The 15,524-nt window shown below is 58.5% G+C and carries 13 protein-coding genes; 10 read left to right on the top strand and 3 right to left on the bottom strand.

What is annotated here, in order from left to right; genetic code table 11:
- Nucleotides 1-7 precede the first annotated feature (7 nt).
- Both pdxJ and acpS read left to right on the top strand, forming a co-directional pair.
- Nucleotides 8-739: a pyridoxine 5'-phosphate synthase gene (gene pdxJ, locus INF68_RS09690; protein WP_109845517.1), complete on the top strand. Its 732-nt coding sequence runs from the start codon at nucleotides 8-10 to the stop codon at nucleotides 737-739.
- Nucleotides 739-1,119: a holo-ACP synthase gene (acpS, locus tag INF68_RS09685; protein WP_023294331.1), complete on the top strand. Its 381-nt coding sequence runs from the start codon at nucleotides 739-741 to the stop codon at nucleotides 1,117-1,119. Before pdxJ ends, acpS begins: the two co-directional genes overlap by 1 nt.
- Here acpS and INF68_RS09680 read toward each other — a convergent pair.
- Complete coding sequence (locus INF68_RS09680) at nucleotides 1,116-1,376, bottom strand: YfhL family 4Fe-4S dicluster ferredoxin (RefSeq protein ID WP_109845516.1); 261 nt, start codon at nucleotides 1,374-1,376, stop codon at nucleotides 1,116-1,118. The genes acpS and INF68_RS09680 overlap by 4 nt on opposite strands.
- Nucleotides 1,377-1,422: 46 nt before the next feature.
- On the bottom strand, nucleotides 1,423-2,271 hold the full coding sequence (locus tag INF68_RS09675; protein WP_023333056.1) for a MurR/RpiR family transcriptional regulator: 849 nt from the start codon (nucleotides 2,269-2,271) through the stop codon (nucleotides 1,423-1,425).
- A gap of 117 nt (nucleotides 2,272-2,388) precedes the next feature.
- Between INF68_RS09675 and murQ the strand changes: the two genes are divergently transcribed.
- From murQ to tadA, 4 genes are read left to right on the top strand one after another with little or no spacing between them, the layout of a single operon-like run.
- Nucleotides 2,389-3,282, top strand: coding sequence for an N-acetylmuramic acid 6-phosphate etherase (gene murQ, locus INF68_RS09670; protein WP_126787291.1), 894 nt, complete (start codon nucleotides 2,389-2,391; stop codon nucleotides 3,280-3,282).
- An 11-nt stretch (nucleotides 3,283-3,293) separates the two neighbouring features.
- Nucleotides 3,294-4,655, top strand: coding sequence for a PTS transporter subunit EIIC (locus INF68_RS09665; RefSeq protein WP_126787290.1), 1,362 nt, complete (start codon nucleotides 3,294-3,296; stop codon nucleotides 4,653-4,655).
- A gap of 3 nt (nucleotides 4,656-4,658) precedes the next feature.
- The gene (yfhb, locus tag INF68_RS09660) at nucleotides 4,659-5,294 is read left to right on the top strand and encodes a phosphatidylglycerophosphatase C (protein ID WP_039263757.1); all 636 of its coding nucleotides are present in this window, start codon (nucleotides 4,659-4,661) and stop codon (nucleotides 5,292-5,294) included.
- A 24-nt stretch (nucleotides 5,295-5,318) separates the two neighbouring features.
- Nucleotides 5,319-5,858: a tRNA adenosine(34) deaminase TadA gene (gene tadA / locus INF68_RS09655; RefSeq protein WP_109845512.1), complete on the top strand. Its 540-nt coding sequence runs from the start codon at nucleotides 5,319-5,321 to the stop codon at nucleotides 5,856-5,858.
- Here tadA and mltF read toward each other — a convergent pair.
- Complete coding sequence (gene mltF, locus INF68_RS09650) at nucleotides 5,746-7,296, bottom strand: membrane-bound lytic murein transglycosylase MltF (RefSeq protein WP_109845511.1); 1,551 nt, start codon at nucleotides 7,294-7,296, stop codon at nucleotides 5,746-5,748. The genes tadA and mltF overlap by 113 nt on opposite strands.
- 267 nt (nucleotides 7,297-7,563) lie before the next feature.
- On the opposite strand from mltF, the gene purL reads away from it, so the two are divergent.
- The 4 genes from purL to glrR all read left to right on the top strand — a co-directional run bounded on the left by purL (nucleotide 7,564) and on the right by glrR (nucleotide 15,476).
- Nucleotides 7,564-11,451 (top strand): phosphoribosylformylglycinamidine synthase, encoded by a 3,888-nt coding sequence (purL, locus tag INF68_RS09645; RefSeq protein ID WP_109845510.1) that lies wholly within the window; start codon nucleotides 7,564-7,566, stop codon nucleotides 11,449-11,451.
- Between the two features lie 534 nt (nucleotides 11,452-11,985).
- Complete coding sequence (gene qseE, locus INF68_RS09640; protein WP_023308837.1) at nucleotides 11,986-13,413, top strand: two component system sensor histidine kinase QseE/GlrK; 1,428 nt, start codon at nucleotides 11,986-11,988, stop codon at nucleotides 13,411-13,413.
- Nucleotide 13,414: 1 nt separating this feature from the next.
- Nucleotides 13,415-14,152, top strand: coding sequence for a two-component system QseEF-associated lipoprotein QseG (qseG, locus tag INF68_RS09635; RefSeq protein WP_023308836.1), 738 nt, complete (start codon nucleotides 13,415-13,417; stop codon nucleotides 14,150-14,152).
- The gene (gene glrR / locus INF68_RS09630) at nucleotides 14,139-15,476 is read left to right on the top strand and encodes a two-component system response regulator GlrR (RefSeq protein ID WP_023308835.1); all 1,338 of its coding nucleotides are present in this window, start codon (nucleotides 14,139-14,141) and stop codon (nucleotides 15,474-15,476) included. The genes qseG and glrR overlap by 14 nt, the downstream gene beginning before the upstream one ends.
- The last annotated feature ends 48 nt before the right edge of the window (nucleotides 15,477-15,524 follow it).

Raw genomic sequence — 15,524 nt, 5'->3', positions numbered from 1 at the left:
GATTGTCATGGCTGAATTACTGTTAGGCGTCAACATCGATCACATCGCCACGCTGCGTAACGCGCGCGGCACGGCGTATCCCGATCCGGTTCAGGCGGCGTTTATCGCTGAACAGGCTGGCGCCGACGGCATTACCGTTCACCTGCGTGAAGACCGTCGCCACATTACTGACCGCGACGTGCGCATTCTGCGTCAGACGCTGGACACCCGAATGAATCTGGAGATGGCGGTCACCGAAGAGATGCTGGCGATTGCCTGCGAGACCCAGCCGCACTTCTGCTGCCTGGTGCCGGAAAAACGCCAGGAAGTAACCACCGAAGGCGGTCTGGATGTGGCCGGTCAGCTCGACAAAATGCGCGATGCCTGCAAGCGCCTGGCGGATGCCGGTATCCTGGTTTCTCTGTTTATCGACGCCGATTTCGCCCAGATTAAAGCGGCGGCCGACGTGGGCGCACCGTATATCGAAATCCACACCGGCTGCTACGCCGATGCCAAAAATGATGCCGAACAGTCCAAAGAGCTGGAGCGTATTGCCAAAGCGGCCACGTATGCTTCAAGCCTGGGACTGAAGGTTAACGCCGGTCACGGCCTGACCTACCACAACGTGAAGGCCATTGCCGCACTGCCAGAAATGCACGAGCTGAACATCGGCCACGCCATCATTGGCCGCGCGGTGATGAGCGGCCTGAAAGAGGCGGTTTCAGAAATGAAACGCCTGATGCAGGAAGCGCGTCAGTAATGGCCATTCTGGGCTTAGGCACCGATATCGTTGAAATAGCCCGTATTGAAGCGGTGATCGCCCGTAGCGGCGATCGCCTCGCAAGACGCGTTCTGAGCGATAACGAGTGGGCCATCTGGGAAGCGCATCAGCAGCCGGTGCGCTTTCTGGCAAAGCGCTTTGCGGTAAAAGAGGCGGCGGCCAAAGCCTTCGGGACCGGCATTCGTAACGGCCTGGCGTTTAATCAGTTCGAAGTGTTTAACGATGAGCTGGGCAAACCGAGCCTGCGTCTGTGGGGAGAAGCGCAGAAGCTGGCGGAAAAGCTGGGGGTGAATCATATGCACGTGACGATCGCGGATGAACGCCACTATGCCAGCGCGACGGTGATCATCGAAAGTTAAAGTTTGTCCGCGTGGTGCATCAGGACAAACTTATCCCATAGCTGCTCTTCGCTCTCAGCGTGGGCCGGATCCTTCAGGATGGTATTCGGGATCGGGCACACTTTCTGACAGGTCGGCGTTTCATAGTGGCCGATGCATTCCGTGCAGCGGTCGCTGTTAATCTCATAAATGCTGTCGCCCATCGAAATCGCCTGGTTCGGGCATTCGGGCTCGCACATATCGCAATTAATGCATTTTTTGGTAATTAACAGCGCCATCAGGAAATTCTCAGAAACAACACAAACCGGGCGGGCATTATACGCGTCAAACCAGTTTCTTTACCAGTTCTTCGCTGTGACGAATGCGTTCGGGCGCGCGCTCCAGATCCTGCTGCACCAGCGCCATAAACAGCAGGTCCGTCAGCATCATTTGCGCGCTGGTGGACGAGATAGCCGCGCTGCGCGTGGCCTGCTCTTCAGCAATGGTATATAAACAGCGCGTTGCCCGCTGCTGCAGGGCATTCGGCGTAAAACCGGTGATCGCCAGAATTTTACCGCCGACGCGCAGGGCCTCATCGGTGGCCATATTGATTTCACGGCGCTCGCCGGAGTAAGAGATGGCCAGCAGCAGATCGTCAGGATCCATCGCCTGTACGGTCGCCAGCAGGGCGTGCATATCCTGCTCGACGATGGCGTTAAGCCCAATTTTCGTCAGCTTCCAGCCGAAGTTACGCGCCACAAGTCCGGACGCGCCGATACCGGTCAGGATGATGCGCCGCGCGCCGCGCAGCATCGCCACGCTCTCCAGCAGCTTCTCTTCGGTATTCACGTCGAGCGTCGCGTGCATAGCCGCCACGTTCTCTTTGATCAGCTTTTCGCCAACCAGCCGCATCGGGTCATCGCCGCGGATCTGATTATGCACCGGCATTGACTGCGGGTTGGGGTTGCTCACCAGCGCTTCGCTGATCGCCAGCTTGAGGGCGGGGAACCCCTTAAAGCCAATCTTCTGGGCAAACTTCACCACGCTGGACTGGCTCACGCCGGCTTCACTCGCCAGCTGCTGCGAGCTGAGATGGCGCGCGCGATCGGGTTGAGAAAGCAGAAAATCCGCCAGCTTCTTGTCGCTTTGGGCAAAGCCTGCGTAGCGCTGGCGAATGCGAATTAAACAGTTCATAGGGTCTCCTGGCGAAAATGTGATTATCTGCGCAAATACGAATTTTGCTCGCCTGAATGAATTTTATATTCCATTATAATGTGATTATTATGAATTAAAAATTCTTGAGGTACAAAAATGAATCTTGGCTCACTTGTTTCTGAAACGCGTAACCCACAAACCATGGATCTGGATGCGCTCTCCACCCTGGAGCTGGTTAACCGCTTTAATCAACAGGATACGCTGGTCGCGCAGGCAGTGAAAGAGACATTACCCGAGGTGGCGAAAGCGGTCGATGCGGCGGCGGAAGCCCTTAAGGCCGGCGGTCGCATTATCTACATGGGAGCGGGCACCAGCGGGCGTCTTGGGGTTCTGGATGCGTCAGAATGTCCGCCAACCTTTGGGGTGCCGCACGGTCTGGTCGTTGGGCTGATTGCCGGTGGACCCGGTGCGCTGCTGAAAGCCGTTGAAGGAGCGGAAGACAATGCACAGCTGGGCGAGGATGACCTGAAGGATCTGAATCTGACCGCGAAGGATCTGGTGGTCGGGCTGGCGGCATCCGGGCGCACCCCGTACGTCATTGGCGGGCTGGAATACGCCAACCGGACGGGCTGCACGACGGTCGCCATCTCCTGTAATCCGGGTTCCCCGATTGCGCAGGTGGCCGCTATCGCTATCTCTCCGGTTGTCGGGCCGGAAGCGCTCACCGGCTCCACGCGTCTGAAATCCGGGACCGCGCAAAAGCTGGTGCTCAATATGATCTCCACCGGCGCGATGGTGAAGTTCGGCAAGGTTTATCAGAACCTGATGGTGGATATGCAGGCCACCAACGTCAAGCTGTTGGACAGAGCCTGCCGCATGGTGATGGAGGCGACAGGCGCAGGCCGTGAAGAGGCAGAAGCGGTGCTCAAGCAGACCGCTCACGATGTTAAACCGGCCATTCTGATGATCCTGAGCGGGCTGGATGCGGCGGCCGCGAGGGCCAAACTCGCTGCGCATAACGGCTTCTTACGGGCGGCATTAGAAAACTAACAGAGGCGTCTATGGACAAAACAGCAGCGCTTGCCAGCGATATCCTGCAGGGGATCGGTGGGGAAAAAAATATTCAGCGTCTCGAAAACTGCATGACGCGCGTGCGCGTCGAGGTGCATAACGACGACCAGCTTGACGTGCCGCGCCTGAAGCAGCTGTCCGGCGTCAGCGGCTACGTAAAGCAGGGGCAGCAGCATCAGCTGATCGTCGGGCCGGGGAAAGCGGCGCAGGTTGTCGATGCCATGCGCGCGCTGATGGGCGTTAGCGCGAGCGCGTCGATGGACGATGCGGAGCGCACCAAAGCGCAGGCAAAGGCCAAATACAAAGCCCCCATGAGCGATGCGCTGCGTCAGCTGGCAAACGTCTTCATTCCGCTAATCCCGGCGTTTATTGCCTCAGGCCTGATCACCGGGATCATCAACATCCTCAAGCGACCGGATATTGTGGGGGATTTCGCCACGCAGTATCCGAACCTGCTGGGGATTCTCGGGATCTTCGGCAGCGCTGTTTTCGCCATCATGAACATTCTGGTCGGGGTGAATACCGCGAAGGTGTTTGGCGGATCGCTGGCGATGGGCGGGGTCATGGCGGGCATCTTGTCCAGCCCGCAGCTGGCGCAGATCACGCTGTTTGGTGAGGCGCTCCAGCCGGGCCGCGGTGGGGTAATCGCCGTGCTGCTGGTTGTCATCCTGATGTGCTGGATCGAGAAAAGGCTGCGCGCGGTTCTGCCTGGCTCGATCGAGCTGATTCTCAACCCGCTGTTGACCACGCTGATTACCGGTAGCGTAGCGATTGTGGCCCTCCAGCCGCTAGGCGGATGGATCTCTGAAGCCATCGCTCACGGTGCGTCTCTGGCTATCGACCGAGGCGGGCTGCTGGTGGGCGCTGTGCTTTCCGGTACCTTCCTGCCGCTGGTGCTGACCGGCCTGCACCAGGGGCTGGTGCCGATCCACGTCGAGCTTGTACAGGCGCACGGCTATAACGCGCTGCTGCCTATCCTGTCGATGGCGGGGGTGGGGCAGGTCGGCGCGGCGATTGCCGTACTGATGAAAACCCGCAACGCCCGTCTGAAAAAAATGATTAAAGGCGCGCTCCCGGTCGGACTGCTCGGCATTGGCGAGCCGCTGATTTTCGGCGTTACGCTGCCGCTGGGTAAACCGTTCCTCGCCGCCTGTCTGGGGGGCGCGGTAGGCGGGGCGCTGCTCAGCTACTGGAAAGTCGCTACCGTTATCACCTTTGGGCTTTCCGGTTTACCGCTGGCATTAACCATCGTGACCGGAAAAGTGATGCTCTATCTGTTAGGCTACTTAGTAGCGGTGATCGCCGGGTTCCTGTTTACCTGGCTGTTAGGTTTCAACGACCCAGAGGAGTAAGGTTTGGCAAATCACGCGCGTCGCGTTGTCTTTTTCGACCTGGATGGAACGCTGCATCAGCAGGATATGTTTGGTACGTTTATGCGTTACCTGCTGCGGCGTCAGCCTTTGAATGCGCTGCTCGTGCTGCCGCTCTTACCGGTTATCGGTATCGCGCTGCTGGTGAAAGGCCGTGCGGCGCGGTGGCCGATGAGTTTGCTGCTGTGGGGATGTACCTTTGGGCACAGCGAAGCGCGGCTCAAGCAGCTCGAAAAGGATTTTGCGCACTGGTTTCGCGGCCACGTCGCCGCCTTTCCGGTGGTGCAGGCGCGCCTGACCAGCTACCTCGACGCGAACGATGCCGACATCTGGCTGATTACCGGCTCCCCGCAGACGCTGGTGGAGCAGGTCTACTTTGATACCCCCTGGCTTCCGCGCGTGAATCTTATCGCCACGCAAATTGCCCGCGGTTACGGCGGCTGGGTGCTGACCCTGCGCTGTCTGGGGCATGAAAAAGTGGTCCAGCTGGAAAAACGCATCGGTACGCCGCTGCGCCTGTACAGCGGCTACAGCGACAGCAAGCAGGACAACCCGCTGCTCTATTTTTGCCAGCACCGCTGGCGCGTCACGCCATCAGGCGAACTTCAGCAACTCGAATAGTCTTCTCTAAAACTGGCGTGTATAATGCCGCCCGCTTTTCGACTGGAGTATCAGCCTTTGTCCAACCCTGAACACAATCATGAATACTGGATGCGCCACGCGCTAACGCTGGCTCAACGCGCCTGGGACGAGGGCGAAGTGCCCGTGGGCGCGGTGCTGGTTCATAACAATCAGGTGATTGGCGAAGGGTGGAACCGTCCTATTGGCCGCCACGATCCTACTGCGCATGCCGAAATCATGGCGCTTCGCCAGGGCGGTCTGGTGCTGCAAAACTATCGCCTGCTTGATACCACGCTGTATGTGACGCTGGAGCCGTGCGTGATGTGCTCCGGCGCGATGGTGCACAGCCGGATCGGGACGTTGGTTTTCGGGGCGCGGGATGAAAAAACCGGTGCGGCCGGTTCGCTGATGGACGTGCTGGGTCACCCGGGTATGAACCACCAGGTGAAGACTATCGGTGGGGTGCTTGCACCAGAGTGTTCGGGGCTATTAAGCGATTTCTTTCGAATGCGCCGTCAGCAGAAAAAGCAGCAAAAGGCAGTATTGAAGCTGTCGGACGATTAAGCTCGTCCGGCGCCACGACCGGGTAGCTTTGAGCCAGCTGTTTGGCCTCCGTCGCCTCTTTCTCTTTCTCCAGCAGATACCCGACCAGGCTAATCTGATATTTACGGATATTTTCCACGTAGGCGTAGGCTTCATGTCCGCGCGCGTAGCCGTATGTCAGCTTGTTATACCATGGCTTCTGGCTCAGCAGCGGCAGGCGCTGCTTAACGTCTGACCAGCTGTCCGGGTTACCTTTCGTTTTGGCCGTCAACGCTCGCGCATCAAGCATATGCGCGTAGCCCATATTGTAGGCCGCCAGCGCAAACCAGATCCGCTCTTCTTCCGGCACCGTTTCCGGTACTTTGGCCATCATATCCTGCAGATAGCGCGCGCCGCCGCTGATGCTCTGTTCGGCATCGGTACGATCGTTCACGCCCAGGCTCAGCGCGGTATTTTTGGTTAACATCATCAAACCGCGTACGCCCGTGGGCGACGTGGCCTGGGTATCCCAGTGGGATTCCTGATACGAAATAGCCGCCAACAGTTTCCAGTCAATCTCCTGGGCGTATTTTTCGAACAAGGGCTGCAGGTCCGGCAGGACGCTGTCTACCGCGCGCAGGAAGCTGCGGGTATCAACGTAGTCAAAGTCATCACCGTGCCCGAGGTACTTCTCCTCCAGACGCGCCAGGGTACCGTCTTCATTGATGGTGTTAAAGAAATCAAGCATCGCGGCAGAGAAGGTCTGATCGTCATCAAGCTGGCTAAACCAGGTCACGGGCTGCTCGTCGGTGACGTCCAGCGCCACGGCGATTTCAGGATGCACCCGCTGGAACAGGCTGATCGCGACCGAATCGGCGATGGTGTAGGGCACCTTCTGATCTTTTACCTGCTCCAGCAGCTCCGTCGTGCCGAGTTTCGGATCCACCGTCCAGCTCAGGTCGGGATATTTCTTCTCCTTGAGCTCCCGCAGATCGTCAATCACCACGTGGCCGGGCGCAATCGTCAGCTGCCGATCGTTAATTGACGCCAGCGAGCGCGGGCGCAGGCTCCCGACGCGGTAAACCAGCTGCTGAGAAACGGAGTAGTAGGTCGGGCCTGGCTGGTAGTTCTTGCTGCGCTCGCTGTTATACACCAGCCCGGCGGCGAGCATATCAGCATCGTCGTTATCGAGGTCGTCAAACAGCTCGTTGATATTCTGGCGGACGGTGATTTTAAGCTTCACGCCAAGATAATCGGCGAACTGTTGTGCCAGTTCATAATCCAGGCCAGTGATTTTGCCGTTGACGTCGCTGTAAATCAGCGGAGAATTGAGGGTACTGACGCGCAATTCCCCCCGCTCCTGAATGGCGGCGATACGGTTTTCGGCTTTGCCGAACCAGGGGATGGAAGGCCAGAGGGCCACTGCCAGCAGCAACGTTACAATGCCGATGAGCAGATAATTAATCTTTAATTTTTTCAATTAGTTAATTCTCTGCGACGCCGGTTGCCTCAGTCTGCTGTAGCCATGTTAATCATAAGGTTTGCCATTGAATGAGCGGCATTTTGCGTAAACTTGCGCCACTTGGCAACCAATTAGAGAGACAGGTCACATCTATTGTTAAATCTCTGTGCAAATTTTATTTCGACGCAAACGGTTTCGTCGGCGCTCAGGATTCTCTATAATGACGCCCGTTTTCCCCCCTTGCGCACACTGTAAGCGCCCCGGCGCTTCGAAGACGAGAGACTTATGATGGAAATTCTGCGTGGTTCGCCTGCACTGTCTGCCTTCCGTATCACTAAACTGCTGGCACGTTTTCAGGCGGCCGACCTTCCGGTAAGCAATATTTACGCTGAGTATGTCCATTTTGCTGACCTGAATGCCCCCCTGAATGCAGAGGAGCGCGTACAGCTGGAACGCCTGCTCAAGTATGGCCCAAGCCTGAGCAGCCATACGCCAACCGGCAAACTGATCCTTGCGACGCCTCGTCCGGGCACCATCTCCCCCTGGTCTTCCAAAGCCACCGACATCGCCCATAACTGTGGCCTGAGCCAGATTAACCGTCTGGAACGCGGCGTGGCGTACTATGTGGAAGCCTCTACCCTGAGCGACGCTCAGTGGCAGGCGGTTGCGGCTGAACTGCACGATCGCATGATGGAGAGCGTATTTGCCTCTCTCGATGACGCGCAGAAGCTTTTCTCTCACCATCAGCCTGCGCCGGTACAGAGCGTAGACCTGCTGGGGCAGGGCCGTCAGGCGCTGATTGACGCCAACCTGCGTCTCGGCCTGGCGCTGGCAGAAGACGAAATTGATTACCTGCAGGATGCGTTTGTTAAGCTCAACCGTAACCCGAACGACATCGAACTCTACATGTTCGCGCAGGCTAACTCTGAGCACTGCCGCCACAAGATATTCAACGCCGACTGGATTATTGACGGCGAACAGCAGCCGAAGTCGCTGTTCAAAATGATCAAAAACACCATGGAGCAAACCCCTGACCACGTGCTGTCTGCCTATAAAGACAACGCCGCGGTAATGGAAGGTTCCGAGGTGGGCCGCTTCTTCGCCGATCGCGAAGCAGGGCGCTATGACTTCCATCAGGAGCCCGCGCATATCCTGATGAAAGTGGAAACCCACAACCACCCGACGGCGATCTCTCCGTGGCCGGGCGCGGCGACCGGCTCCGGCGGTGAAATCCGTGATGAAGGTGCGACCGGTCGTGGCGCTAAACCTAAAGCGGGTCTGGTCGGTTTCTCCGTCTCTAACCTGCGTATCCCGGGCTTTGAACAGCCGTGGGAAGAAGATTTCGGCAAGCCAGAGCGTATCGTGACCGCTCTGGATATCATGACCGAAGGCCCGCTGGGCGGCGCGGCGTTTAACAACGAATTTGGTCGTCCGGCGCTGAACGGTTACTTCCGTACCTATGAAGAGAGAGTGGACAGCCACAACGGCGAAGAGCTGCGCGGCTACCACAAGCCGATCATGCTGGCGGGCGGGATCGGCAACATCCGTGCCGATCACGTGCAGAAAGGCGAGATCGTCGTCGGCGCGAAGCTGATCGTACTGGGCGGCCCGGCGATGAACATCGGTCTGGGCGGCGGAGCGGCCTCTTCTATGGCCTCCGGCCAGTCTGATGCGGATCTCGACTTCGCCTCCGTGCAGCGCGACAACCCTGAAATGGAGCGCCGCTGCCAGGAAGTGATCGACCGCTGCTGGCAGCTGGGCGACGCTAACCCGATCCTCTTCATTCACGACGTGGGCGCGGGCGGCCTGTCCAACGCCATGCCGGAGCTGGTAAGCGACGGCGGCCGCGGCGGGCGTTTCAACCTGCGTGACATCCTGAGCGATGAGCCGGGCATGAGCCCGCTGGAAATCTGGTGTAACGAATCCCAGGAGCGCTACGTGCTGGCGGTTGCTGCCGACCAGCTGCCGCTGTTTGACGAGCTGTGCCGCCGCGAGCGCGCGCCGTATGCCGTCATCGGTGAAGCGACCGAAGAGCAGCACCTTTCCTTAAGCGACACCCACTTTGACAACCAGCCAATCGATCTGCCGCTCGACGTTCTGCTTGGTAAAACGCCGAAGATGACCCGCGACGTAACCACCCGTAAAGCGGCGGGCAAAGCGCTGGATCGCCAGGGCATCACCGTGGCAGAAGCGGTCAACCGCGTGCTGCACCTGCCTGCTGTGGCAGAGAAAACCTTCCTGGTGACCATCGGCGACCGCACCGTGACCGGTATGGTATCGCGCGATCAGATGGTCGGTCCGTGGCAGATCCCGGTCGCTAACTGCGCCGTGACCACCGCGAGCCTCGACAGCTACTACGGCGAAGCGATGGCTCTCGGCGAACGTACCCCGGTGGCGCTGCTGGACTTCGCTGCTTCTGCCCGTCTGGCGGTCGGTGAAGCGCTGACCAACATCGCCGCGACGCAGATTGGCGATATCAAACGTATCAAGCTCTCCGCCAACTGGATGGCCGCTGCCGGCCACCCTGGCGAAGATGCTGGCCTGTATGAAGCCGTGAAAGCGGTGGGCGAGGAGCTGTGTCCTGCCCTGGGCCTGACCATTCCGGTGGGCAAAGACTCCATGTCGATGAAAACCCGCTGGCAGGAAGGCAGCGAGCAGCGCGAGATGACCTCTCCGCTGTCGCTGGTCATCACCGCGTTTGCTCGCGTGGAAGACGTGCGTCACACCGTTACGCCGCAGCTTGCGACAGAAGACAACGCCCTGCTGCTGATTGACCTGGGTAAAGGCCACAACGCGCTGGGTGCCACCGCGCTGGCGCAGGTTTACCGCCAGCTCGGCGACAAGCCAGCCGACGTGCGTGACGTGGCCCAGCTGAAAGGCTTCTACGACGCGATTCAGGCGCTGGTGGCGCAGCGTAAGCTGCTGGCCTACCACGACCGTTCCGACGGCGGCCTGCTGGTGACCCTGGCAGAGATGGCCTTCACCGGCCACTGTGGCGTGGAAGCGAACATTGCGACGCTGGGCGAAGACCGTCTGGCGGCGCTGTTCAACGAAGAGCTGGGCGCCGTGATTCAGGTGCGCGCGGCGGATCGCGACGCGGTTGAAGCGATTCTGGCGAAGCACGGTCTGGCAGACTGCGTGCACTATCTGGGCAAAGCCGTTCAGGGCGACCGCTTCGTGATTGAAGCAGACAGTCACGCGGTATTCAGCGAAAGCCGCACCACGCTGCGCATGTGGTGGGCGGAAACCACCTGGCAGATGCAGCGCCTGCGTGATAACCCGGAATGTGCCGATCAGGAACATAACGCGAAAGCGAATGATCAGGATCCAGGCCTGAACGTGAAGCTCTCCTTCGACATTAACGAAGATATCGCTGCGCCGTACATTGCGACCGGCGCGCGTCCAAAAGTGGCCGTGCTGCGCGAACAGGGCGTTAACTCCCACGTTGAGATGGCGGCTGCCTTCCACCGCGCGGGCTTTGACGCTATCGACGTCCACATGAGCGACCTGCTGGCCGGACGTACCGGTCTGGAAGATTTCCAGGCGCTGGTGGCGTGCGGCGGCTTCTCCTACGGCGACGTGCTGGGCGCGGGCGAAGGCTGGGCGAAGTCCATCCTGTTCAACAGCCGCGTCCGCGACGAGTTCGAAACCTTCTTCCACCGTCCGCAGACCCTGGCGCTGGGCGTGTGTAACGGCTGCCAGATGATGTCTAACCTGCGCGAGCTGATCCCGGGCAGCGAAGCCTGGCCGCGCTTTGTGCGCAACCAGTCTGACCGCTTCGAGGCGCGCTTCAGCCTGGTGGAAGTGACCCAAAGCCCGTCTCTGCTGCTGCAGGGGATGGTCGGTTCTCAGATGCCAATCGCCGTTTCCCACGGTGAAGGTCAGGTAGAAGTGCGTGATGCTGCGCATCTGGCTCAGCTGGAGAGCAAAGGCCTGGTGGCGCTGCGCTTTGTCGATAACTTCGGCAAGGTGACTGAAACCTACCCGGCTAACCCGAACGGCTCCGCCAACGGTATTACGGCGGTGACCAGCGAAAGCGGTCGCGCGACCATCATGATGCCGCACCCGGAACGCGTGTTCCGTACCGTGAGCAACTCCTGGCACCCGGAAAACTGGGGCGAGGACAGCCCGTGGATGCGTATCTTCCGCAACGCGCGTAAGCAGCTGGGTTAAGTTTTAGCCTCACACCCTTCCAGGCCCGGTAAGCGAAAGCTCCACCGGGCTTTTTTATTTGTGTCGCAATTACGCGACAGACCCGCAATCCAACTGTCTCCAAAAGGCGACATTTAACTCATTGATTTATATGTGGAAGTAAAGGTTCCCGTTAAGGTGTTGCTTAATAGCGACACTTAGCCTGGAAATCATTCAACCGATAATTAACAGGCTAAACGAGCAAAACTCATATATTTCAAACTGTTAATATTTTGTTTTGCATTCTGGCACGGGTATTGCATAATATTAACCAGTGGCTCATTCACCTTCTTATGTCAGCCCCTTCGGGACGCGCTACATAAACTTCGAATGACGCACAAAAAGGTGCCTGCCGTCCAACTACTGATCATAGCGATGCTTTATCAGGCCAGGGCGAAACGTCGAGTTAGGCACCGCCTCATTCCATGACAAAGCCGGGTTTTTACCCGGCTTTGTTGTATCTGAAGGGCAGACTCAGTTACGCTCTGCGTAAATCCCCATTAAGAGAGTAATGCGTTGAAACGCTGGCCCGTTTTCCCCCGCTCCCTGCGGCAGCTCGTCATGATGGCCTTCCTGCTGATCCTGCTGCCGCTGCTGATCCTTGCCTGGCAGGCGTGGCAAAGCCTGAACGCGCTGAGCGCGCAGGCGGCTTTGACCAACCGCACGACGCTCATCGACGCCAGACGCAGTGAAGCAATGACCAACGCCGCGCTGGAGATGGAGCGTAGCTATCGTCAGTATTGCGTGCTTGACGATCGGACGCTGGAAAAGGTTTATCAGAGTCAGCGTAAACGCTACAGCGAAATGCTGGACGCTCACGCGGGGGTCTTGCCTGATGACAAGCTGTATCAGGCGTTACGTCAGGATTTGAACGATCTCGCGCAGCTGCAGTGCAGCAACAGCGGCCCGGATGCCGCCGCCGCCGCGCGCCTCGAAGCATTTGCCAGCGCCAACACCGAGATGGTGCAGTCAACGCGCGCGGTGATTTTCTCTCGCGGCCAGCAGCTCCAGCAGGAGATTGCCGAGCGTGGCCAGTTCTTTGGCTGGCAGGCGCTGGTGCTGTTCCTGGTGAGCCTGGGGCTGGTTCTGCTCTTTACCCGCATGATCATCGGCCCGGTGAAGGGTATTCAGCGTATGATCAACCGTCTGGGGGAGGGGAAATCGCTCGGGGATACGGTAGCCTTTAAAGGTCCCCGCGAGCTGCGATCCGTAGGCCAGCGCATTATCTGGCTGTCCGAGCGCCTGGCGTGGCTCGAATCACAGCGCCATCAGTTCCTGCGCCATATCTCTCATGAGCTTAAAACGCCGCTGGCCAGCATGCGCGAAGGGACGGAGCTGCTGGCGGACGAAGTGGCCGGGCCCCTTACGCCAGAACAGAAAGAAATTGTCGAGATCCTGGATAACAGCAGCCGCAATCTGCAAAAGCTGATTGAGCAACTGCTGGATTACAACCGCAAGCTGGCTGACGGGGCGGTCGTACTGGAAAACGTTGAAATTGAGCCGCTGGTGGATATGGTGATCTCCGCCCACAGCTTGCCAGCAAGAGCTAAAATGATGCATACCGGCGTTGAGCTGAATGCGCCTGCGTGCCTGGCTGAACCCATGCTGCTGATGAGCGTTCTGGATAATCTTTACTCCAATGCGGTGCACTATGGTACTGAATCCGGTAACATTTATATCCGAAGTAATACGAATGGTTCACGGGTGTTTATTGACGTCGCAAACACCGGCTCCCCGATCCCCGATGACGAAAAAACCATGATCTTCGAACCCTTTTTCCAGGGGAGTCATCAGCGGAAAGGCGCGGTTAAAGGAAGCGGTCTGGGCTTGAGCATCGCCCGGGACTGCATACGACGCATGCAGGGTGAGCTAAACATTGCCGCGGACGAACGTTCAGATGTTTGCTTCCGTATCGAACTGCCCGTGAGCCGGAAAAATCAATAAAATGAATCTATGTCTGGTGAGTATGTCACACGTTTTTTTCCGCGCCGTACGCGCGGTGTTTTCCTGCAACACGCTTCGCCTGAGCCTGCCCTGTTTGTTTCTGGCAGGGTGTGTTTCCCATGCGCCACAAAGTGCAATTAGCGATAAACAAGAAGATAAATGGCCCGATAACCAGCTGGCAGATTTCCTCTCAACCCGCTGCGACGACATCTGGAACCTGTCAGGACATGACGTTGAAAGCAACCCGCTGTTCTGGCTGCGCGGAATAGATTGCGCCCAGCGTCTTGCGCCGGTAGACGCCCGCTCGAAGGCGGCGATGCTGGATGACGACACCTGGCAGGACGCTTTCAAGCGCGGGATTTTACTCGCAGATGCGAAAATCACTCCCGTTGAACGCCGCGTCAATGTCACCCGGCTGGACACGTTTGTAGTCAATCTTCCTGTGCAGGTACGCCCGGTATACCAGCTCTGGCGCGATGGGCAGACATTACAGCTTCAGCTGTCTGAAGAGCGCTCCCGCTACAGCAAGCTGCAGCAGTCAACCGACAGCGAGCTTGATACGCTGCGTCAACAGCAGCAACATTTACGTACGCAGCTGGATACCACGACGCGCAAGCTGGAAAACCTGACGGATATCGAAAGGCAGCTCTCGTCGCGTAAATATCAGCCGGGGAGTTCATCCGCTGCACCGGACAGCGATACGCCAAAACAAGAGGATGTGAAGCATGACGAGCCGTAAACCTGCCCATCTTTTACTGGTGGATGACGATCCCGGACTGTTAAAGCTGCTGGGGATGCGTCTGGTGAGCGAAGGTTACAGCGTCGTCACCGCTGAAAGCGGGCTGGAGGGGCTCAAGATCCTCAGCCGCGAGAAAATCGATCTGGTGATAAGCGACCTGCGAATGGACGAAATGGATGGCCTGCAGCTGTTCGCGGAGATCCAGAAGCAGCAGCCGGGTATGCCCGTGATTATCCTGACGGCGCACGGGTCGATCCCGGATGCGGTTGCCGCGACGCAGCAGGGGGTCTTCAGCTTCCTGACCAAGCCGGTGGACAAAGACGCGCTTTATAAGGCTATCGACAGCGCGCTGGAACACGCCGCCCCGGCGGGGGATGAAGCGTGGCGGGAGTCCATCGTCACCCGCAGCCCCATTATGCTGCGTCTGCTTGAACAGGCCCGGATGGTGGCGCAGTCCGACGTCAGCGTGCTCATCAACGGCCAGAGCGGAACCGGGAAAGAGATCCTGGCGCAGGCGATCCATAACGCCAGCCCGCGCAGTAAAAACGCCTTTATCGCCATTAACTGCGGCGCGCTTCCGGAACAGCTGCTCGAATCTGAACTGTTTGGTCACGCCCGCGGCGCATTCACCGGCGCGGTGAGCAGCCGGGAAGGGCTGTTCCAGGCCGCGGAAGGGGGCACGCTGTTCCTGGACGAGATTGGCGACATGCCCGCGCCGCTGCAGGTCAAACTGCTGCGCGTATTGCAGGAGCGAAAAGTTCGCCCGCTGGGCAGCAATCGCGACATTGATATTAACGTACGCATTATTTCCGCTACCCACCGCGACTTGCCAAAAGTGATGGCCCGCAACGAGTTTCGCGAAGATCTCTACTACCGTCTGAACGTGGTGAATCTGAAGATCCCGGCGCTGGCGGAGCGTGCGGAAGACATTCCGCTGCTGGCGAACCATCTTTTGCGCCAGGCGGCCGATCGCCATAAACCATTCGTGCGCGCGTTTTCCACCGACGCGATGAAGCGGCTGATGGCCGCAGGCTGGCCGGGTAACGTGCGCCAGCTGGTGAACGTGATTGAGCAGTGCGTGGCGCTGACCTCCTCACCGGTGATCAGCGATGCGCTGGTGGAGCAGGCGCTGGAAGGGGAAAACACGGCCCTGCCGACGTTTGCGGAAGCGCGGAATCAGTTTGAGCTGAACTATCTGCGCAAGCTATTGCAGATCACCAAAGGCAACGTGACCCACGCGGCGCGCATGGCCGGACGCAACCGCACCGAGTTCTACAAGCTGCTGTCGCGCCACGAGCTGGAAGCAAACGATTTTAAAGAGTAATGCCGTATGGTACTGTGAGCAATCGATTACGAGGCAGCTTACAGGCAA

Source organism: Enterobacter cloacae complex sp. P16RS2, assembly GCF_014982155.1.
GTDB classification, from domain to species: domain Bacteria; phylum Pseudomonadota; class Gammaproteobacteria; order Enterobacterales; family Enterobacteriaceae; genus Enterobacter; species Enterobacter cloacae_M.
This window is presented reverse-complemented; position numbering and strand designations above follow the sequence as displayed.

What these genes read in the sequence shown, in the direction of transcription:
- purL (WP_109845510.1), top strand. Translation starts at nt 7,564, where the DNA reads ATGATGGAAATTCTGCGTGGTTCGCCTGCACTGTCTGCCTTCCGTATC.
- tadA (WP_109845512.1), top strand. Translation starts at nt 5,319, where the DNA reads ATGCCGCCCGCTTTTCGACTGGAGTATCAGCCTTTGTCCAACCCTGAA.
- qseG (WP_023308836.1), top strand. Translation starts at nt 13,415, where the DNA reads ATGAATCTATGTCTGGTGAGTATGTCACACGTTTTTTTCCGCGCCGTA.
- pdxJ (WP_109845517.1), top strand. Translation starts at nt 8, where the DNA reads ATGGCTGAATTACTGTTAGGCGTCAACATCGATCACATCGCCACGCTG.
- INF68_RS09665 (WP_126787290.1), top strand. Translation starts at nt 3,294, where the DNA reads ATGGACAAAACAGCAGCGCTTGCCAGCGATATCCTGCAGGGGATCGGT.
- INF68_RS09675 (WP_023333056.1), bottom strand. Translation starts at nt 2,271, where the DNA reads ATGAACTGTTTAATTCGCATTCGCCAGCGCTACGCAGGCTTTGCCCAA.
- murQ (WP_126787291.1), top strand. Translation starts at nt 2,389, where the DNA reads ATGAATCTTGGCTCACTTGTTTCTGAAACGCGTAACCCACAAACCATG.
- glrR (WP_023308835.1), top strand. Translation starts at nt 14,139, where the DNA reads ATGACGAGCCGTAAACCTGCCCATCTTTTACTGGTGGATGACGATCCC.
- INF68_RS09680 (WP_109845516.1), bottom strand. Translation starts at nt 1,376, where the DNA reads ATGGCGCTGTTAATTACCAAAAAATGCATTAATTGCGATATGTGCGAG.
- acpS (WP_023294331.1), top strand. Translation starts at nt 739, where the DNA reads ATGGCCATTCTGGGCTTAGGCACCGATATCGTTGAAATAGCCCGTATT.